The 18477-nt window shown below is 65.3% G+C and carries 16 protein-coding genes and 2 tRNA genes; 2 read left to right on the top strand and 16 right to left on the bottom strand.

The window, feature by feature from the left end; genetic code table 11:
* Nucleotides 1-3: 3 nt before the first annotated feature.
* A complete protein-coding gene (gene rnr, locus AC1RTA_RS09180) occupies nt 4-2391 on the bottom strand; it encodes a ribonuclease R (protein WP_492783414.1) in 2388 nt (795 codons plus the stop codon).
* A gap of 139 nt (nt 2392-2530) precedes the next feature.
* On the opposite strand from rnr, the gene AC1RTA_RS09185 reads away from it, so the two are divergent.
* Together AC1RTA_RS09185 and AC1RTA_RS09190 are read left to right on the top strand one after the other, a co-directional pair.
* A tRNA-Leu gene (locus tag AC1RTA_RS09185) sits at nt 2531-2617 on the top strand.
* Between the two features lie 244 nt (nt 2618-2861).
* A tRNA-Leu gene (locus AC1RTA_RS09190) sits at nt 2862-2948 on the top strand.
* 269 nt (nt 2949-3217) lie between these two features.
* On the opposite strand, the gene AC1RTA_RS09195 is transcribed toward AC1RTA_RS09190, so the two are convergent.
* From AC1RTA_RS09195 to rlmN, 15 genes are all read right to left on the bottom strand, one after another.
* Nucleotides 3218-4528 (bottom strand): adenylosuccinate synthase, encoded by a 1311-nt coding sequence (locus AC1RTA_RS09195; RefSeq protein WP_152088912.1) that lies wholly within the window; start codon nt 4526-4528, stop codon nt 3218-3220.
* Nucleotides 4529-4533: 5 nt separating this feature from the next.
* Nucleotides 4534-5688: an ATP phosphoribosyltransferase regulatory subunit gene (locus AC1RTA_RS09200; RefSeq protein ID WP_130458809.1), complete on the bottom strand. Its 1155-nt coding sequence runs from the start codon at nt 5686-5688 to the stop codon at nt 4534-4536.
* Nucleotides 5685-5870, bottom strand: coding sequence for a DUF2065 domain-containing protein (locus AC1RTA_RS09205; protein ID WP_014238145.1), 186 nt, complete (start codon nt 5868-5870; stop codon nt 5685-5687). Before AC1RTA_RS09205 ends, AC1RTA_RS09200 begins: the two co-directional genes overlap by 4 nt.
* Before the next feature lie 20 nt (nt 5871-5890).
* On the bottom strand, nt 5891-6769 hold the full coding sequence (hflC, locus tag AC1RTA_RS09210) for a protease modulator HflC (RefSeq protein WP_014238146.1): 879 nt from the start codon (nt 6767-6769) through the stop codon (nt 5891-5893).
* 12 nt (nt 6770-6781) lie between these two features.
* The gene (gene hflK, locus AC1RTA_RS09215) at nt 6782-8032 is read right to left on the bottom strand and encodes an FtsH protease activity modulator HflK (protein WP_043798355.1); all 1251 of its coding nucleotides are present in this window, start codon (nt 8030-8032) and stop codon (nt 6782-6784) included.
* A 71-nt stretch (nt 8033-8103) separates the two neighbouring features.
* Nucleotides 8104-9291, bottom strand: coding sequence for a GTPase HflX (gene hflX, locus AC1RTA_RS09220; RefSeq protein WP_130458810.1), 1188 nt, complete (start codon nt 9289-9291; stop codon nt 8104-8106).
* Nucleotides 9292-9380: 89 nt separating this feature from the next.
* A complete protein-coding gene (gene hfq / locus AC1RTA_RS09225) occupies nt 9381-9620 on the bottom strand; it encodes an RNA chaperone Hfq (RefSeq protein WP_014238149.1) in 240 nt (79 codons plus the stop codon).
* A gap of 83 nt (nt 9621-9703) precedes the next feature.
* Nucleotides 9704-11089: a ribosome biogenesis GTPase Der gene (der, locus tag AC1RTA_RS09230; protein ID WP_014238150.1), complete on the bottom strand. Its 1386-nt coding sequence runs from the start codon at nt 11087-11089 to the stop codon at nt 9704-9706.
* A 21-nt stretch (nt 11090-11110) separates the two neighbouring features.
* Nucleotides 11111-12259 carry an outer membrane protein assembly factor BamB gene (gene bamB, locus AC1RTA_RS09235; RefSeq protein WP_014238151.1) on the bottom strand — a complete coding sequence of 383 codons (1149 nt, stop codon included), beginning with the start codon at nt 12257-12259 and terminating at the stop codon, nt 11111-11113.
* The gene (locus AC1RTA_RS09240) at nt 12256-12948 is read right to left on the bottom strand and encodes a YfgM family protein (RefSeq protein ID WP_492784567.1); all 693 of its coding nucleotides are present in this window, start codon (nt 12946-12948) and stop codon (nt 12256-12258) included. Before AC1RTA_RS09240 ends, bamB begins: the two co-directional genes overlap by 4 nt.
* A complete protein-coding gene (gene hisS / locus AC1RTA_RS09245; RefSeq protein ID WP_014238153.1) occupies nt 12948-14246 on the bottom strand; it encodes a histidine--tRNA ligase in 1299 nt (432 codons plus the stop codon). The genes AC1RTA_RS09240 and hisS overlap by 1 nt, the downstream gene beginning before the upstream one ends.
* Before the next feature lie 69 nt (nt 14247-14315).
* On the bottom strand, nt 14316-15554 hold the full coding sequence (gene ispG / locus AC1RTA_RS09250; RefSeq protein ID WP_014238154.1) for a flavodoxin-dependent (E)-4-hydroxy-3-methylbut-2-enyl-diphosphate synthase: 1239 nt from the start codon (nt 15552-15554) through the stop codon (nt 14316-14318).
* Nucleotides 15555-15557: 3 nt separating this feature from the next.
* On the bottom strand, nt 15558-16511 hold the full coding sequence (locus tag AC1RTA_RS09255) for a helix-turn-helix domain-containing protein (RefSeq protein WP_492784568.1): 954 nt from the start codon (nt 16509-16511) through the stop codon (nt 15558-15560).
* The gene (pilW, locus tag AC1RTA_RS09260; RefSeq protein ID WP_130458812.1) at nt 16508-17326 is read right to left on the bottom strand and encodes a type IV pilus biogenesis/stability protein PilW; all 819 of its coding nucleotides are present in this window, start codon (nt 17324-17326) and stop codon (nt 16508-16510) included. The genes AC1RTA_RS09255 and pilW overlap by 4 nt, the downstream gene beginning before the upstream one ends.
* Nucleotides 17323-18426 (bottom strand): dual-specificity RNA methyltransferase RlmN, encoded by a 1104-nt coding sequence (rlmN, locus tag AC1RTA_RS09265; RefSeq protein WP_014238157.1) that lies wholly within the window; start codon nt 18424-18426, stop codon nt 17323-17325. Before rlmN ends, pilW begins: the two co-directional genes overlap by 4 nt.
* Nucleotides 18427-18477: the final 51 nt, after the last annotated feature.

Raw genomic sequence — 18477 nt, forward strand, 5'->3', positions numbered from 1 at the left:
GGCCTAGCGCCCCTTGCGGCCGCCGTTGTTGGCGCCGCCCCTGCTGGCGGACTTGCTGCCGCCCTTCGCCCCGCCCTTGCCGCTCCGCTTGGGAGCGCCCGTCTTGGCAGCGGCCGGACTCTTGCCGCGATGACCGCCCTGACCCGGACCGCCCGCTTTGCCGCCAGGGGCGGACTTGCCAGGCTTGCCACCGCCGGAACCCGCACGGGGCTTGCCTTGCGGAGCAGCAGCCCCCAGGGCGGGCTTGCCCGTGGTGTTCTTGCGCCAGGTCACCACCTCGTCATCGCCGGCCGGACCTTCCTTCTTTTCCTGGGCCAGGATGAAGTCGATGCGGCCAGACTCCAGGTCGGCCCGCACCAGTTTCACCCGCAGGCGGTCGCCGAGGCGGAAGCGCTTGCCGCTGCGTTCGCCCAGCATCTGGTGCTTGGCCGGCTCGAAGTGGAAGTAATCCTCGCCCAGTTCGGAAACGTGCACCATGCCTTCGACGAAGACCTCGTCCAGGGCGACGAAGATGCCGAAGGCGGCGACGCCGGCGATGGTGCCCTCGAATTCCTCACCGATGCGCTCCTTCATGTAGAAGCACTTCAGCCAGTTGTCCACGTCCCGGGTGGCCTCGTCGGCCCGGCGCTCGGTGCCGGAGCAATGCAGGCCGATGTCTTCCCACTTGCCCGGGTTGTAGGTCTCGCCGGCCAGCACGGCCTTGATGGCGCGATGCACCAGCAGGTCGGGATAGCGGCGGATGGGCGAGGTGAAGTGGGTGTAGGCCTCGTAGGCCAGGCCGAAGTGGCCCAGGTTTTCCGGGGCGTACTGGGCCTGACGCAGGGAGCGCAGCATCACCGTCTGCAGCAGCTGGGTGTCGGGACGGCCCTGGATCTTCTCCAGCAGCTCGGCGTAATCCTTGGCCTTGGGCTCGTCGCCGCCGGCCAGGGAGAAGCCGAATTCGCCGAGGAAGGCCCGCAGGTTCTCCAGCTTTTCCGGCGTCGGTCCCTGGTGCACCCGGTACAGGCAGGCCTGCTTGTGCTCATGCAGGAAGCCGGAGGCGCAGACGTTGGCCGCCAGCATGCATTCCTCGATCAGGCGGTGGGCGTCGTTGCGCACCACGGGCACGATGTTCTCGATCTTGCCCTGGGCGTTGAACAGCATCTGGGTTTCCACCGTCTCGAAGTCGATGGCACCCCGCTTCTTGCGCGCCTTGAGCAGCACCTGGAAGAGCTTGTAGAGGTTCTGCAGGTGGGGCTGCAGGGCCTGATGCACCTCGTTCTCCGGCTGGCTTTCGCCGGACAGCCAGCCCCACACCTGGTTGTAGGTGAGGCGGGCATGGGAGCGGAACACGGCCGGGTAGAAGCGGTACTTGCCAATGCTGCCGGTGGCGCTGATGTTCATGTCGCACACCATGGCCAGCCGTTCCACGTCCGGATTGAGGGAGCAGATGCCGTTGGAAAGCTTCTCCGGCAGCATGGGAATGACCCGCCGCGGGAAATACACCGAGTTGCCCCGGTCGTAGGCCTCCTGGTCCAGGGCCATGCCCGGGCGCACGTAATGGGAGACGTCGGCGATGGCTACCACCAGGCGCCAGCCCCGGCCCACCTTCTCGCAGAAGACCGCATCGTCGAAGTCCCGGGCGGTCTCGCCGTCGATGGTCACCAGGGGCAGCTCACGCAGGTCTTCGCGGCCCTTGAAGTCGCTCTTCTTGACCTTGTCCGGCACCGCCTTGTTTTCGGCCTGGGCTTCCTTGGAAAACTCGAAGGGCAGGTCGTGCTTGCGCAGGGCGATTTCGATTTCCATGCCCGGGTCGGCATAGTTGCCGAGAATCTCGACAATGCGGCCGATGGGCTGGGAATAGCGGGAGGGCTGCTCCAGGATTTCCACCATCACCACATTGCCGGGCCGGGCCTTGAGCTTGGCCCGCTTGTCGGTCATGGCGGTGGGGGGAATCAGGATGTCCTGGCTGATGCGCTTGTTCTCGGCCACCACGAACTGGATGCCGTGCTCTTCCATGAGCCGGCCCACCAGGCGGGTGTTGGCCCGTTCCAGCACCTCGACGATGGTGGCCTCGCGGCGGCCGCGGCGGTCCAGGCCGATGCAGCGCACCAGCACCCGGTCGCCGTGCAGCACCTTGTCCATCTGCTTGGGCTCGAGGAACAGGTCGTCGCTGCCGTCGTCCGGCTTGACGAAGCCGAAGCCGTCCGGATGGCCTTCCACCTTGCCCGGAATCAGGTCCGCCTTCTCCGGCAGGATGTAGGAGTTCTTGCGGTTGCGCAGCAGCTGGCCGTCCCGCTCCATGGCGTTGAGACGGCGCTGGAAGAGGTCCTCCTCATCCCGGCTGATGTCCAGCAGGGCCACCAGCTGGTCGAAGGAAACGGGGCGTCCCTGGTCCTGCAGCAGCTGCATGGTGTATTCCCGGGACGGCAGGGGAATCTCGTACTTTTGGCACTCCCTTTCAAAGAAGGGATCGTTTTTTCTGGTTTTGGATAGTTTTCTAGTTGACATGGTCTTTATTTACCTTATAATCGCGCCTTCTTCGACACCTGCCCAGGTGGCGGAATTGGTAGACGCACCAGGTTCAGGTCCTGGCGGTGGCAACACTGTGGAGGTTCGAGTCCTCTCCTGGGCACCAGGTTTCAGACATCAAGCCGGCTTTTGCCGGCTTTTTGTTTTTCTGCTTCCCGTTTGCACGGGTTTCCCCAGCCGCCACAATTCCCGCCAGCCGGGACGCACCCTGTCCTGCCATCCGCAAGGACGACATGGGGGCGACAGCCATGGCAAAAATCGGGTTCTGCAGCGACGGTAAAAAATTAATCATTTTTCCTCTTGCGGTAGTACCGCAGGCTTCATTATAATGCGGGCTCTTTTCGACACCTGCCCAGGTGGCGGAATTGGTAGACGCACCAGGTTCAGGTCCTGGCGGTGGCAACACTGTGGAGGTTCGAGTCCTCTCCTGGGCACCAAGGTTCAGGCAAAGCCGAAAATTCTTCAAGGATTTTCGGCTTTTTGCTTTTCCGGCCCCGCTTCCGCAACGGCTGCCGGTCCGGCACTCCCCCCTCCCCGCACCACCGTCCCCATTCGCGACGGCGGCAGAGTGCGCACCTCCCGCAGTCGCAGGGCACGAATGCCCCCGGCGATACTGGCTGCCGGCAAGCTTAAGGGGAGTTGACGACAATCAGGACGACACTCAGGTTAAAGAAAAAAGCCGGCGCTCTGACGCCGGCTTTTTCGCTCAGGCGGCGAAGGGATGCCGCTTGAGGATGGTTTCGTCCCGCTCCGGACCGGTGGAGACGATATCGATGGGAATCTCGCACAGGGTCTGAATGCGGTCCAGGTAGGCCTGGGCCGTGGCCGGCAGATCTTCCCAGCGCTTGGCGCCGAAGGTGGTTTCCTTCCAGCCGGGCATGGTTTCGTAGATGGGCTCGCAGCGGGCCACTTCGTCGGCACCGATGGGCAGCAGGTCCAGCACCTTGCCGTCCAGCTTGTAGCCGGTGCAGATGTGCAGTTCTTCCAGGCCGTCGAGCACGTCCAGCTTGGTGATGCACAGGCCGGTGACGCCGTTGATGCGGGCGGAGCGGCGCAGGGCGGCGGCATCGAACCAGCCGCAGCGGCGCTTGCGACCGGTGACGGTGCCGAATTCCTTGCCCTTGGTGGACATCTGGTGGCCGGGACAGCCGGCGGTGTCGATATCCAGCTCGGAGGGGAACGGACCGCCGCCGACGCGGGTGCAATAGGCCTTGGTGATGCCCAGCACGTAATGCAGCATGCCGGGGCCGACGCCGGCGCCCGCTGCAGCCTGGCCGGCAACGCAGTTGCTGGAGGTGACGAAGGGATAGGTGCCGTGGTCGATGTCCAGCAGGGTACCCTGGGCGCCTTCGAACAGCAGGTTCTGGCCGGCCTTGTTGGATTCGTAGATGGCGGCGGAGACGTCGGCCACCAGGGGCTTGATCTGTTCCGCATTGGCCAGGGCCTGTTCCAGCACGGCTTCGTAGGAAACGGGCTCGGCACCCAGCATCTTGGTCAGGATGAAGTTGTGGTACTCCATCACTTCCTTCAGCTTGGCGGCGAAGCGCTCCGGGTTGAACAGGTCGTACACCCGCAGGCCGCGGCGGGCCACCTTGTCTTCATAGGCCGGACCGATGCCCTTGCCGGTGGTGCCGATCTTCTGGTCGGCGCACTTGGCGGCTTCCCGCGCCTTGTCGATGGCGGAGTGGTAGGGCAGGATCAGGGGACAGCCGGGGCTGACCTTGAGGCGGGAACGCACGTCCAGGCCGCCCTCTTCCAGGATCTTGATTTCGGCCAGCAGATGCTGGATGTCCAGCACCACGCCGTTGCCGATGTAGCACTGCACGCCGTCACGCACGATGCCGGAGGGCACCAGGTTCAGCTTGTATTCGCGCTCGCCCACCACCAGGGTGTGGCCGGCATTGTGCCCGCCCTGGAAACGCACCACGCCCTGGGCGTTGTCCGTCAGCCAATCGACGATCTTTCCCTTCCCCTCGTCGCCCCACTGGGTGCCGACGACCACGACGTTCTTAGCCATACTGCTTAGTCCTTATTGATTGCTGCAATAATCCATTTGCCGTCCTGCTGCACCAGCCGGCGGTCGCAGGGCAGACCTTCGCTGCCGGCCTGGCCGGGCAGGAGTTCCACCACGGCCTCGCCTTCGGCCCGCAGACGGGCGATGGCGGCGGCCAGCTGGGCATCCTCGCCGCCGTAGGGCGCCAGGATGGCTTTTGAAACCTGGGTGGCGGGGGCCAGGCGGGCCACCTCGCGCAAATCCATGGAGAACCCCGTGGCGGGACGGGCCCGACCGAAGGCTTCGCCGGCGCCGTCGTAGCGGCCGCCCAGGGCCAGGGCGGTGGCGTAGCCGGGGCTGTAGGCGGCGAAGACGACGCCGTTGTGGTAATGATAGCCGCGCAGGTCCGACAGATCGAAACCGATGGGCAGGTCGCCGGCCTTGGCGGCCAGGGCCGAGAGCAGGTCCAGGCCGGCATGCACCGCCGGCAGGTCGGGCAGCTGCTGCCGGGCCTTGGCCAGCACGGAAGCATCGCCATAGAGGTCGGGCAGGCGCAGCAGGGCGGAACGGTAGGGCTCGGGCAGGCCGGCACAGGCGGCCTGCAGGCCGGGGATGTCCTTGACCTGCAGCAGGGCGAACACTTCCTCGTCAGCCGCAGCCGGCAGGCCGGCGGCCTGGGCGATGGCGCGGAAGATGCCGACATGGCTCAGATCGAGGCGGGCAGCGGAGAGGCCGGCCCCTTCCAGGGCGGCAGCCATCAGGCGGATGATCTCCAGGTCGGCTTCGACGCCGGCATGGCCATAAATCTCGGCGCCGATCTGGATCGGCTCCCGGGTGCCGGCGGTGGCCGCCGGCAGGGTATGCAGCACGCTGTCGCAATAGCAGAGACGGACCACGCCCTGGCGGTTGAGCAGGTGGGCGTCGATGCGGGCCACCTGGGGCGTGATGTCGGCACGCACGCCCATGGTGCGGCCGGACAGCTGGTCCACCAGCTTGAAGGTCTTCAGGCGCAGGTCCTGGCCGGACCCGGTGAGCAGGGATTCCAGGTACTCGAGCAGGGGCGGCATGACCAGTTCGTAGCCATGGCAGCGGAACAGGTCCAGGGTCTGGCGCCGCAGGCGCTCGATCTTGGCAGCCTCTGCCGGCAGGGCATCGGCCAGGTATTCGGGTAGCAACCAGTTCATTTGAAAATCATCAACAGTATGAGGCCCGCAATCATGGCGGTGAGGCCGATGAAGCGGATCTGGCCGTCGCTCATGGCGATGAGGCGGCGAAACGTCTCGCGCCAGGCCTGGGGCGCGAGAAAGGGAACGACGCCTTCGAGCACCAGCATGAGCGCGAAGGCGAGGAGGAGATTATCGCCCATAGGCAGAACGACGGCCGACTTTACTTGCCGCTGCGGCCGACGTTCTTCATGTACTTGAAGAAATCGGAATTGGGTTCCAGCACCATGACATCGCTCTTGCTCTTAAAGGTGGAGCGATAAGCTTCCATGCTGCGGTAGAAGGCGAAGAACTCGGGATTCTGGCCGAAGGCCTGGCCGTAGATGGCGGCAGCCTTGGCATCGCCCTCACCCTTGATCTTCTGGGCATCCCGGTAGGCTTCGGCCACCAGCACTTCGCGCTGGCGGTCGGCGTCGGCGCGGATCTTTTCGGCCTCGGCAGCGCCCTGGGAACGCAGTTCGTTGGCCACCCGCTTGCGCTCGGCCTCCATGCGGCGATAGACGGACTCGCTCACTTCCTGGGGCAGCTCGACGCGCTTCAGGCGCACGTCCACGATCTGCACACCGATCTTGCGGGCATCCTGGTCGGCCTTTTCCCGCATGTCGTCCATGATCTTGTCCCGCTCGCCGGAAACCACGTCATGCACCGTGCGCTTGCCGAACTCTTCCCGCAGGCCCGCATTGACGGTCTGGGAGAGACGGGTACGGGCCCGGGATTCGTCGCCGCCGACGGAGATGTAGTACAGCTTGGGATCGACGATGCGCCACTTGACGTAGGAATCCACCAGCACGTTCTTCTTTTCCGAGGTGATGAAACGCTCGGGTTCCGGGGAATCCATGGTCAGGATGCGGCGATCGAAGAAGCGGACGTTCTGGATCAGGGGCCACTTGAAGTTGAGGCCGGGTTCGGTGATGACCGACTTGACCTCGCCCAGCTGCTGCACCACGGCGTACTGGCGCTGATCCACGGTGAACAGGCTGAGGGCCAGCACCACCACGATGGCGGCCACCAGGCCGCCGATAAGACCGAAGCTCTGTTTCATCTCTGGGGCTCCTTAGCGGCCGTCCCGATCCCGGGAACGCAGGGAAGCGTCACGGGAACGTACATCGTTCTTTTCCAGCTGGGGCGGAACGTCGTTGGAAATCGACACACCCCGGTTCACGGTGCTTTCAACGGCCTGGGCGGCCGGGACGCCGGCATGGCCGGGCGCCGCCACGGTTTCCATCAGCTTGTCCAGGGGCAGGTAGAGCAGGTTGTTACCGCCCTTGGCATCCACCATGATCTTGGAGGTGTTGGCGTAGATCTGCTGCATGGTTTCCAGATAGAGGCGCTGGCGCGTCACCTCGGGTGCCTTGGCGTATTCCACGAGGATCTGCTTGAAGCGGCTGGCATCACCCTCGGCGGTGGCGATCATGCGCTGCTTGTAGCCGTCGGCTTCCTGCAACAGGCGGGCAGAGGTGCCCTTGGCCCGGGGGATGACGTCGTTGGCGTAGGCCTGGCCTTCGTTCTTCTGCCGCTCCCGGTCCTGACCCGCCTTCACCGCATCGTCGAAGGCTGCCTGGACTTGCTCCGGCGGCTGGGCATTCTGCATGGTGACCTTGGAAATGAGGATGCCGGTGTTGTAGCGATCCAGGATGTCCTGCATCAGCTTGGCCGCCTGGGCCGCCACCTGCTCCCGGCCTTCGTAGAGGACGAAGTCCATCTTGCTCTTGCCGACGATTTCCCGGATGGCCGTTTCCGAAGCCTGCATCACAGCCTCGTCGGCGTGACGGTTGTTGAACAGGTATTCGACCGGGTCCTTCAGGTAGTACTGCACGGCGAACTGGATGTTGATGATGTTTTCATCATCGGTCAGCATCAGCGCCTCTTTCAGCACCTTGTTCTTCTCGCTGCCCCGGTAGCCCACCTCGATGGTGCGCACGCCGGTGAGATTCACCAGTTCGTGGGATTCGATGGGGAACGGCAGACGCCAGCGCAGGCCCGGTTCCGTGGTTTCCTTGAACTTGCCGAACTGCAGCACCACGCCGCGCTGGGAGGCATCGACAATGTAGAAGCCGGAGGCCAGCCAGACCACGGCCACCAGGGCCGCCAGGAGGCCGATGCCGCCGCCGAAGAGCTTGGGATTGAAATCGGAGGGGCCGCCGGAATCGCCGCCGCCAAATTTGCCGTCGCCCTTCTTGCCGAACATGCCGGACAGGCGACGGTTGAAATCGCGCCACAGGTCTTCCAGATCGGGAGGTCCCTGGTTGGGACGGCGGCCGTCGCCATTGCCACGATTGCCCCACTGGGGGTCGTTGAGCGACATCAGAAGTCCAATGCTAGAGATCATGTCGGGGAACTCTTATTGAGGGCGGTATGAGGGGCCGGTGATCCGGTCTAAACGTCTTGCACTGCGTCATTCGCACTGGCTGCCGCGGCATCGTCCGCAGAGGCCGCTGTCGTCATGCTGAGTGAATTATCCCGGGCAAACTCCGTCAATGCCTGGCGCAACAAATCCAGGCCTTCGCCGGTCCTGGCACTCAATCGGACGCGATGAAGTTTACCATACTCGTCCCGCTCCACAGCGGCGGGCAAGCCCGTAAGGTCGGCCTTGTTCCACACCAGAATCTGGGGTACCTGGTCGGCGCCGATCTCGTGCAGCACCTTGTTGACTTCGGCAATCTGCTCCTCCCGGGCATGGGAGGCGGAATCCACCACATGCAGCAGCAGGTCGGCCTGGGCCGTGGCTTCCAGGGTGGCCTTGAAGGCCTCCACCAGGGCGTGGGGCAGGTCGCGGATGAAACCCACCGTATCCGACATCACCACGGAGCCCACTTCCGGCAGCCACAGCTTGCGGGAGGTGGTGTCCAGGGTGGCGAAAAGCTGGTCCGCCGCATAGACGCCGGCCTTGGTCATGGCGTTGAACAGGGTGGATTTACCGGCGTTGGTATAGCCGACCAGGGACACGTTGAGCACATCGCGCCGGGAACGGGCCCGTCGCTGCACATTGCGCTGGCGCGACAGCTTGGCCAGGCGCTCCTTGAGGCTCTTGACCCGGACGCCAAGCAGACGGCGGTCCGTTTCCAGCTGCTTTTCGCCGGGACCGCGCATACCGATGCCGCCCCGCTGCCGCTCCAGGTGGGTCCAGCCCCGCACCAGGCGGGTGGCCAGATGCTCCAGCTGGGCCAGTTCCACCTGCAGCTTGCCTTCGGAACTGCTGGCGCGCAGGGCGAAGATGTCCAGGATCAGGCTGGTGCGGTCGATCACCCGGCACTGCAGGGCCCGCTCCAGGTTGCGTTCCTGGGCCGGCGACAGCTCGTGGTTGAAAATCACCAGGGTGGCATCATGGGCGGCGGCGACGGCACCGATTTCCTGCACCTTGCCCTTGCCCACATAGGTGGCCGCATCGGGCGCACCCCGCTTGGCCACCAGCACATCCACCACTTCGGCACCAGCCGAGCTGGCCAGCAGGCGCAGTTCTTCCTGGGAATCCTCGATGTCGGGCTGGCCGAAATCCACCTGGATCAGGAGGGCGCGCTCGGAACCGGGGACCCTGGGGTCACCGGCGGAGGGACGATCAAACATGGATTAGGAGCAGACTGGCCGCAACCGGCCGAAAACGACGCGGCCCGCCGGTGACGCCAGCGGGCCGGAAATGCGTATGCGGGGAATGATCACGACTCGGCGCCGTTATCCTGCTGGATATTGACGGGGCGGGCCGGCACCACGGTGGAAATGGCATGCTTGTAGACCATCTGGGTCACCGTGTTCTTGAGCAGCACGACGTACTGGTCGAAGGACTCGATCTGGCCCTGGAGCTTGATGCCGTTCACCAGGTAAATGGAAACCGGCACATGTTCGCGGCGGAGCGTGTTGAGAAACGGGTCTTGTAAAAGTTGCCCTTTATTGCTCATGGCTGAAACTCCATGGTTCGTTGTTATGGAAAAAGCACTTTAATGGATTTTCCGGGGGAAAGCCACCGGGCAAACCCGTAGATTCAGGACTTTTTCTCGCGGTTTTTGTAAAAGGTGTCCCGCGGATTGCCGATCTTGCGCACTTCCTTGGTGGCGAAAGGATTGTGGCTGGTATTGAACTGGACCCGCAGGGGCGTGCCCTGCAGTTTGAACACTTCGCGGAAGGTATGTTCCAGGTAGCGGCGATAGCTTTCCGGCAGGGAATCCAGGGCGTTGCCGTGGATGACGATCAGGGGCGGGTTGGAGCCGCCCTGGTGGGCATAGCGCAGCTTGGGGCGGAAGATGCCGCCGTGACGGGGCGGCGCCTGGCGGGCCACGGCGTCCAGCAGCACCCGGGTCAGCTTGGGCGTGGGCAGCTTGGCCATGGCAGCGGCGTAGGCCCGGTCCACGGAGGTGAACAGCTTTTCCAGGCCCAGGCCCTTGAGGGCGGAAATGTAGTGGAAGGTGGCGAAGCTGAGGAATTTCAGCTTGTGTTCCAGATCCACCTTGATGCGCTCGCGCCGGTAGGCGTCCAGGCTGTCCCACTTGTTCACCGCCACCACCAGGGAGCGGCCGGATTCGACAACGAAACCAGCGATGTGGGCATCCTGGTCCGAGATGTCCTGGTCCGCATCCAGCACCAGCACCACCACGTTGGCGTCCTCGATGGACTGCAGGGTCTTCACCACGGAGAACTTCTCCACGGCTTCGAAGACCTTGCCGCGGCGGCGCAGGCCGGCGGTATCGATCAGGGTGTACTTGCGGCCGTTGCGCTCGAAGTCCACGAAAATGGCATCCCGGGTGGTGCCGGGCATATCGAAGGCAATGACCCGCTCTTCGCCCATGAGGGCGTTGATGAGGGTGCTCTTGCCCACGTTGGGACGGCCGACGATGGCCACCCGGGGCGTTTCGTCCTTGGCGTCATCCTCGTCCGGCTCGGGGAAATCGGCCAGGGCCATTTCCACCAGATCCCGCACGCCGTCGCCGTGGGTGGCGGAAACGGGGAACGGCTCGCCCAGGCCCAGTTCGTAAAAGTCGGCGGCCACCACCGTGTGCTTCATGCCCTCGGCCTTGTTCACCGCCACCAGCACAGGGCGCTCCAGCTTGCGCAGCTTGTTGGCGATTTCCTTGTCCTGGGCGGTAATGCCGACGCGGCCGTCCACCACGAAGACCACGGCGTCCGCCTCGGCGATGGCCTGCTCGGTCTGGCGTGCCATCTCGTGGAAAATGCCGTCCTTGGCCAGGGGCTCGAAGCCGCCGGTGTCCACCACCAGATAGGGCTTGCTGCCCACCTTGCCGTGGCCATAGTGGCGGTCCCGGGTCAGCCCGGGCAGGTCGGCGACGATGGCGTCACGGGTCTTGGTCAGGCGATTGAACAGGGTGGACTTGCCTACATTGGGCCGGCCGACCAGTACCAGGGTGGGTTTCACGAGTAATGCTTTCTGCTTGGATTATTGAACGTCGAGGGCGAACACGCCGCCGCCCTGGGTCTGGAACAGCCAGCCGCTGCCGTAGCTCTGGGGCGCCGCCACCACGGCAGTGCCGTCGGTGGTGAAGCGGGCGCTGAAGGAGCCGTCGTCCCGGTTGAGGAAGTGGATCACGCCCTTGACGTCACCCACCGCCACCAGGCCGTGGGCCACCCGGGGCATGGAGAGCTGGCGCAGGAAGAGCTTGTCCTGCTTCCACAGGGAGGTGCCGCGGAAACGGTCCAGGGCGTGCACGGCGCCCTTGTCGTCGGCGACGTAGATATTGCGGCTGTCCATGGCCAGACCGGAGGCGGAGGACATGTCCCGGGCCCAGATCAGGTTGCCGTTGGTCAGGTCGAAGCAGGCGACGCGGCCCTGGTAGGCCACGGCGCACACCTGGGGACCGTCGAACACGGGGGGGCTGGTGATGTCGGCCACCCGGTCCAGCTCGGTGGTGCCCTTGGGCAGGGCCACGGTGCCTTCCCAGACGGCGGCGCCGTTCTGCAGGGACACCGCCACCAGCTTGCCGCCGGGGAAGCCGGCAAAGACGTAGCGTTCGGAAATCACCGGAGGCGCCGCATTGCGTAGGGAGAGGGCCGGGTTGTTGCGCTGATAGACCCACTTGCGCTTGCCGTCGGCCGGATCGAAGCCGTAGAGGCGGTTGTCGCCGGTGCGCACGACGACGATGTCGGCGCTCACGGCTGCCGCCGCCAGGATGTCGGAACTGGCCCGGGCCTTCCACAGCTGCTTGCCGTCCTTGGCGTCGAACGCAATGATTTCGCCCTTGGGCGTGCCCACCACCACCAGACGGCCGTCGCTGCCGACACCGCCGGAGAGGGGCTGGCCGGCGGAAACCTGCCAGGCCTGCTTGCCGTCGTCGAAACGGGTGACGCTGCCGTTGTTGGCGGCCACATAGACGCTGGAATCCACCACCGCCGGCGTGAAGACGTAGTCCTCGGCCTTGCCGGCCCGGCCCTGCCACAGGCTCACCACATTGACGCTGGGCTTGATGGTGTCCAGCTCGGCCATCTTGACCTTGGAGGAACTGGCGAAGGGATTGATCTTGTCCAGGGAAGAACAGCCGCCCAGGGCGGCTGCCAGCAGCAGGCTCAGGAGGGCGGGACGGAATTTCACTTGGCCTCTCCCAGGGCGTCGGCCTTCTGTTGCAGCACCTGACGGTAGGCGGCGGCCGACTGGGCATCCTGAGCGCCGCTGCCAGCCTTGGCGGCGGCATCGATGGCGGCCAGGGCATCGATGGCGGCCAGGGCGTCGGCGAAGGCCTTGCGGGCTTCGTCCTTCATGTCCTGGGCCAGGAAAATATCGCCACGCACTTCGGCATAGCGGGCCGCGAAGGCGGGTGCCGGCTTGGCTTCCACCTGCTTCAGGGCCTCGTCGTAGGACTTCTCGTCGAGCAGCACGGCGGCCAGGCGCAGACGCCCCAGGTCGCGCAGCTCGTCCTTGCCGTTCTCGGCCACCCAGGCCAGCTGCACCTTGGCGGTCTTCAGGTCGCCGCCGTCGAAGGCCACCTTGGCCGCGGTCAGGGCGCCGAGGGAGGCGTAGGTGGAGCCCTTGTAGTTTTCCAGCAGCTCGCCGGCAGCCGCCTTGAGGCGCTGGGCATCCCCCTCCAGGGCGGCCTTCTGCAGCACACCGAAAACCACGGCGGCCTGGGCCGACTGGCGGCCCTGGTACCAGTTCCAGCCCTGCCAGCCGGCAACACCGATGGCGGCGGCGAGCAGGATGCTGGTCACCAGGTTGCCGTGCTGCTTCCACCAGGTCTTGATTTCGTCGAGCTGTTCCTGCTCCTGCAAGTCGTAGACGGCCATTATTCCTCTTCCCAATCAATGATTGAATCCATCAGGGTGGCAGGCAGATCATCCACCTTCACCCGCTGTTGTTCGCCCTTCTCGCCGTCGGCGCTGCGCAGGGACTTGAGGCTCACCTCCCCTGCCGCCGCCTCGTCGTCGCCGATGATCACGGCGAAGGCAGCACCGCTGCCGTCGGCCTTTTTCATCTGGCTCTTGAAGCTGCCGCCGCCGCAATTGAGGAGCACGGCCAGGCCGTTGTCCCGCAGCCCTTCGGCGACGCGGAAGGCGAGCCGGCTGGCGGCCTCGCCCTGGTGCACCACGTACACATCCACCGGCTCCGGATTGCCCGCCAGATCCTGGTCCTGGATCAGGGCGATGAGGCGTTCCACCCCCATGGCAAAGCCGCAGGCGGGCGTGGGCTTGCCGCCCAGCTGCTCCACCAGGCCGTCGTAGCGGCCGCCGGCACAAACCGTACCCTGGGCGCCAAGGCGGTCGGTGACCCATTCGAACACGGTCAGGTTGTAGTAGTCCAGCCCCCGCACCAGGCGCGGATTCACCGTATAGGGCTGGCCGGCATCCCGCAGCACCTGCTGCACGCCTTCAAAGTGGGCCAGGGATTCGGCGCCGAGGAAGTCGATCAGCTTGGGGGCGTTGGCGCACAGCTCCTGCATGTCCGGATTCTTGGTATCCAGGATGCGCAGGGGATTGGTGTGCAGGCGGCGCTGGGAATCCTCGTCCAGCCGGTCGGCATTGGCCTGGAAATAGGCGATCAGCTCGGCCCGGTGCCGGGCCCGCTCTTCGGGCTGGCCCAGGCTGTTAATCTGCAGGGTGATGCCTTCCAGACCCAGGTCGTCCCACAGGCGGGCGCCCATGAGAATCTGCTCCGCGTCCACATCGGGACCGGCGAAGCCGAAGGACTCCACGCCCACCTGGTGGAACTGGCGGTAGCGGCCGCGCTGGGGCCGCTCGTGGCGGAACATCTGGCCCATGTAGTAGAGGCGGCGCGGATGCTGGGCCGCCAGGCTGTGCTGGATCACGGCACGGACGCAACCGGCGGTGCCTTCGGGGCGCAGGGTGAGGTTTTCACCGTTGAGGGCATCCTCGAAGGAATACATTTCCTTCTCGACGATGTCCGTGACCTCGCCGATGGCCCGCTTGAAGAGGCCGGTGGGCTCCACGACGGGCATGCGGATGGGGCGGTAGCCGTAGCTGTGCAGCCAGGAACGGACGACCTCCTCGAAGCGCTCCCACAGCTCGGCTTCGTCGGGGAGGATGTCGTTCATGCCGCGGACGGCTTGTAGTGTTTTCTGACTCATAAACCTGGTTTCATTATCGGGAAGGGCCGGACACCGCCCACAGGCGGCGCCGGCCCCGGTCCCTGGCAATCACGGATGCAGTTTGCGTTGGTAGGTACGGGCCACGTAGCGATCCACGATGGCCTTGAATTCTTCGGCGATATTGTCGCCCCGCAGGGTAACCGTCTTTTCCCCGTCCTCAAACACCGGTGCCGCCGGCACTTCGCCGGTGCCGGGCAGGGAAATGCCGATGTTGGCGTGCTTGCTCTCGCCCGGGCCGTTGACCACGCAGCCCATGACCGCCAAGGTCATGTTCTCCACGCCGTCGTACTCGGTGCGCCACTGGGGCATCTGGGCCCGCACATACTCCTGGATGGTGGAAGCCAGTTCCTGGAAGAAAGTGCTGGTGGTGCGGCCGCAGCCGGGACAGGCCGCCACCATGGGGGTGAAGGCGCGCAGGCCCATGGTCTGCAGCATTTCCTGGGCGACGATGACTTCGCCGGTACGCTTGCCGCCGGGCTCGGGGGTCAGGGAGACGCGGATGGTGTCGCCGATACCTTCCTGCAGCAGCACGCCCATGGCGGCAGTGGAAGCGACGATACCCTTGCTGCCCATGCCGGCTTCGGTCAGGCCCAGGTGCAGGGCAAAACGGGAACGGGCCGACAGCTCCCGATAGATGGCGATCAGGTCCTGCACCCCGGAAACCTTGCAGGAGAGGACGATGTGGTCGGCCGGCAGGCCAATCTCCACGGCTTTCTCCGCCGACTCCAGGGCCGAGGTGACCATGGCCTCGCGCATGATCTGCACCGCGTCCTTGGGTTCGGGCCGCTTGGCGTTCTCGTCCATGATACGGGCCAGCAGGTCCTGGTCCAGGCTGCCCCAGTTCACGCCGATGCGCACCGGCTTGTCGTACTTGCAGGCCAGCTCGATCATCTGGGCGAACTGCTCGTCCCGCTTCTTGCCATGGCCCACATTGCCCGGGTTGATGCGGTACTTGGCCAGGGCCTGGGCACACTCCGGATGGTCGGTGAGCAGGCGGTGGCCGTTGTAGTGGAAGTCGCCGATGAGGGGCACCGAGAGGCCGAGGCGATCCAGGTGCTCGCGGATCTTCGGCACGGCCGCGGCCGCTTCCGGCGTGTTCACGGTGATGCGCACCAGCTCGGAGCCGGCCCGGGCCAGTTCGGCCGTCTGCAGGGCGGTGGCGAGGTAGTCCTCGGTGTCCGTGTTGGTCATGGACTGGACCACCACCGGGGCATCGCCGCCGATGGTGACGCCGCCCACCTTCACGCCCAGGGTCGGGCGACGGGGAATGGAATAGGGATCAGACATGGATCAATCGAGGCTGACGCGGGCCACGTCGTCCTTGCTGCGGGGTTCCAGAGGCACATCCCGGCCCTTGTAGGTCAGCTTGACGTGGGAAGCATTGCCCACCACCAGGGAGAAGGGAGGCACACCTTCCACTTCCCGTTCGCTGCCGGCGGGGTTGAGTTGGGAAAAGACGATCTGGCCGCTCTTGTCCTTCACTTCGACCCAGGAGGGCTGCTCGAAGCGGAACTTGAAGCGGGCCTGGCCGGCGGCCACGGCACCGCTGGGGGCCGGGGGAGAAACCGTGACCGGAGCGGGGGCGGCCACGGCAGCGGGAGCTGGCGCTGCCGCAGGAGCCGGTGCCGCGACTGCGGCCGCAGCAGGCGGCACAACGGCAGCTGGCGCCTGCTCCGGAACCCCGGTGGCGGCAGCTTCGCTGCTGTTGCCTTCGGCCGGAGCGGCAGGCGGGAAGGCCTGCTCGGGCTCTGCCTCGGCGGCGGTTTCAGCGACGGGCTCGGGCTCCGGCGCGGACTGCCAGAAATCGGCCGGCACCAGGAAATAGGCGGCCACGGCGACCCCCACCATGAGGGCGGCGCCGGCCACGGCGGCCAGATCACGGCGCTTGCCCTGGCCCGGCTGGGGCAGGGAGGCGGCGGAGGCTTCGGGCAGCACGATGTTGGGATTGTCCGGGGTCTGGGCCGCCTTGATCTGCTGCAGCAGGGGCGTGGCGTCCAGATGCAGCAGCCGGGCGTAATTGCGGATGAAGCCGAGGACGAAGGTCTGGCCCGGCAAGGCGTCCCAGTTGTCGCTCTCCAGGGCATCGACCTGGCGATAGCTGATTTTCAGCAACTGGGCCACATCGGCCACGGACATCTGACGGGATTCCCGCGCCTGGCGCAGGACGAGGCCAACACTGACCTCGGGCCGGGACTCCGCGGCGGGAGATTCCTCGGCCAGGGTTTCTTGAACGAGTTCGCTCATTCGAAATTGCCTTTCAAGAGGGCCTGGGTTTCCCGGGAGCCCGGGAAACGGCGGCGCAACTGGGCGTTGTAACTGGCCTCTTCGGCCCGGTCCCCGAGCTTGCGGGCCAGGCGTAGGCCCAGCCACAGGGATTCGGGAGTGGGATCGCTGGCCTTGTGGAATTCGCGCACCAGCCGGTAGGACTCGTCCAGGTCATCCTGGCGGTACTTGAGGCCGGCCATGGCCAAGGTGGCCTGGAAATCGTTGCGGGCGAGGCGCAGCGCCCGGAAATAATAGTTTTCCGCGCCTTTCAGGTCGCCGATTTTCTCCGAGCACCGGCCCGCATTCAGATAGGCACGCTCCGGCGTCGGGTAGAGCGGGTTCTTGATGGCGTTGTTGAAGTAGGCGATGGATTCCTTCTCCCGCCCGACCTGGCAGAGGAACCAGCCGAAGTTGTTGTTGATTTCGGGGTCGTTGCCGGCAAGGGACAGGGCGCGACGGAAGCTCTGCTCCGCCGCCTCGTTTTCCCGCAGGTCCATGTGCACCAGGCCCAGCACGTTGTGGGCCGGGGCATAGCTGGAATCGGCGGCGATGGCAATGCGCAGCTCCTCCAGGGCCGTGGCCAGCTGGCCGTCCTGGAAGTACAGGGCCCCCAGCTCGGTATGGATCTTGGCCGAATTGCGGGCATTGCCGGTGACCGTCATCTGGGACTGGGGACCTTCGGCCAGGGGCTGGCTGGAGGGGACACTGGGATTGCTGTTGCAGGCCGTCACCAGGGCCGCCAGGCAGCACATCAGAAGCGGGAGCGTGGGCAGCCGGAAGGGGGTCTTGCTCATGGTCGCATCTCCTGAATCGGGATGGTCCGCCGTTCGTTGCGCCGGGTCTTGTCCTGCACCTGGCCGGCCAGCTGGCCGCAGGCCGCATCGATGTCGTCGCCCCGGGTCTTGCGGGTGGTGGTGACGACGCCGGCCTGGATGAGGATGTCGGCAAAACGGCGGATGCGCTCCGCCTTGGAGCGGCGGAAGGGCGATCCCGGGAAGGGATTGAAGGGAATCAGGTTGAACTTGCAGGGCACGTCGCGGGTGATGGCCAGCAGTTCCCGGGCATGGGCATCGCTGTCGTTCACCCCGTCGAGCATCACGTATTCGAAGGTCACGAAATCCCGCGGCGCCTTTTCCAGGTAACGCTGGCAGGCGGCCATCAGTTCCGCGATGGGGTATTTCTGGTTGATCGGCACCAGCTCGTCCCGCAGCTTGTCGTTGGGGGCGTGCAGGGAGACGGCCAGGGCCACCGGGCATTCATCCCGCAGGCGGTCCATGGCCGGCACCAGGCCGGAAGTGGAAACGGTGACGCGGCGGCGGGAAAGACCGTAGGCGTTGTCGTCCAGCATCAGTTTGAGGGCGGCGACGGCGGCCTCGAAATTGGCCAGGGGCTCGCCCATGCCCATCAGCACCACATTGCTGATGATGCGTTCGGCCTTGTCCGGGTGGCGGGGATCGACCCCCAGGGCCCGGTTGGCCTGCCACAGCTGGCCGATGATCTCGGACACGGCCAGGTTGCGGTTGAATCCTTGTTTGCCGGTGGAGCAGAAGGCGCAGTCCAGGGCGCAGCCGGCTTGGGTGGAAATGCACAGGGTGCCCCGGTCGTCTTCCGGGATGAACACCGTTTCCACCGCATTGCCGTTGCCCACGTCGAAGAGGAACTTGCGCGTGCCGTCGTCGGACAGCTTGTCGCTGACGATGGCCGGGGGCAGCACGACCGCATTGGCCTTGAGCATTTCACGCAGGCTCTTGGCGATGTCGGTCATGGCATCGAAATCGGCCTGGCCGAAGTGATGCATCCAGCGCAGCACCTGGCGCGCCCGGAAGGGCTTCTCGCCACGGGCGGCGAACCAGGCCGTCAGGCCTTCGGCATCGAAATCGAGCAGGTTTTGCATCTGGGACTCTGATTGGGTGAGGGGGAACAACGAAAAAGCGGGACCGTCAGA

The sequence above is a fragment of the Azospira sp. MPR-E4 genome (assembly GCF_058809645.1).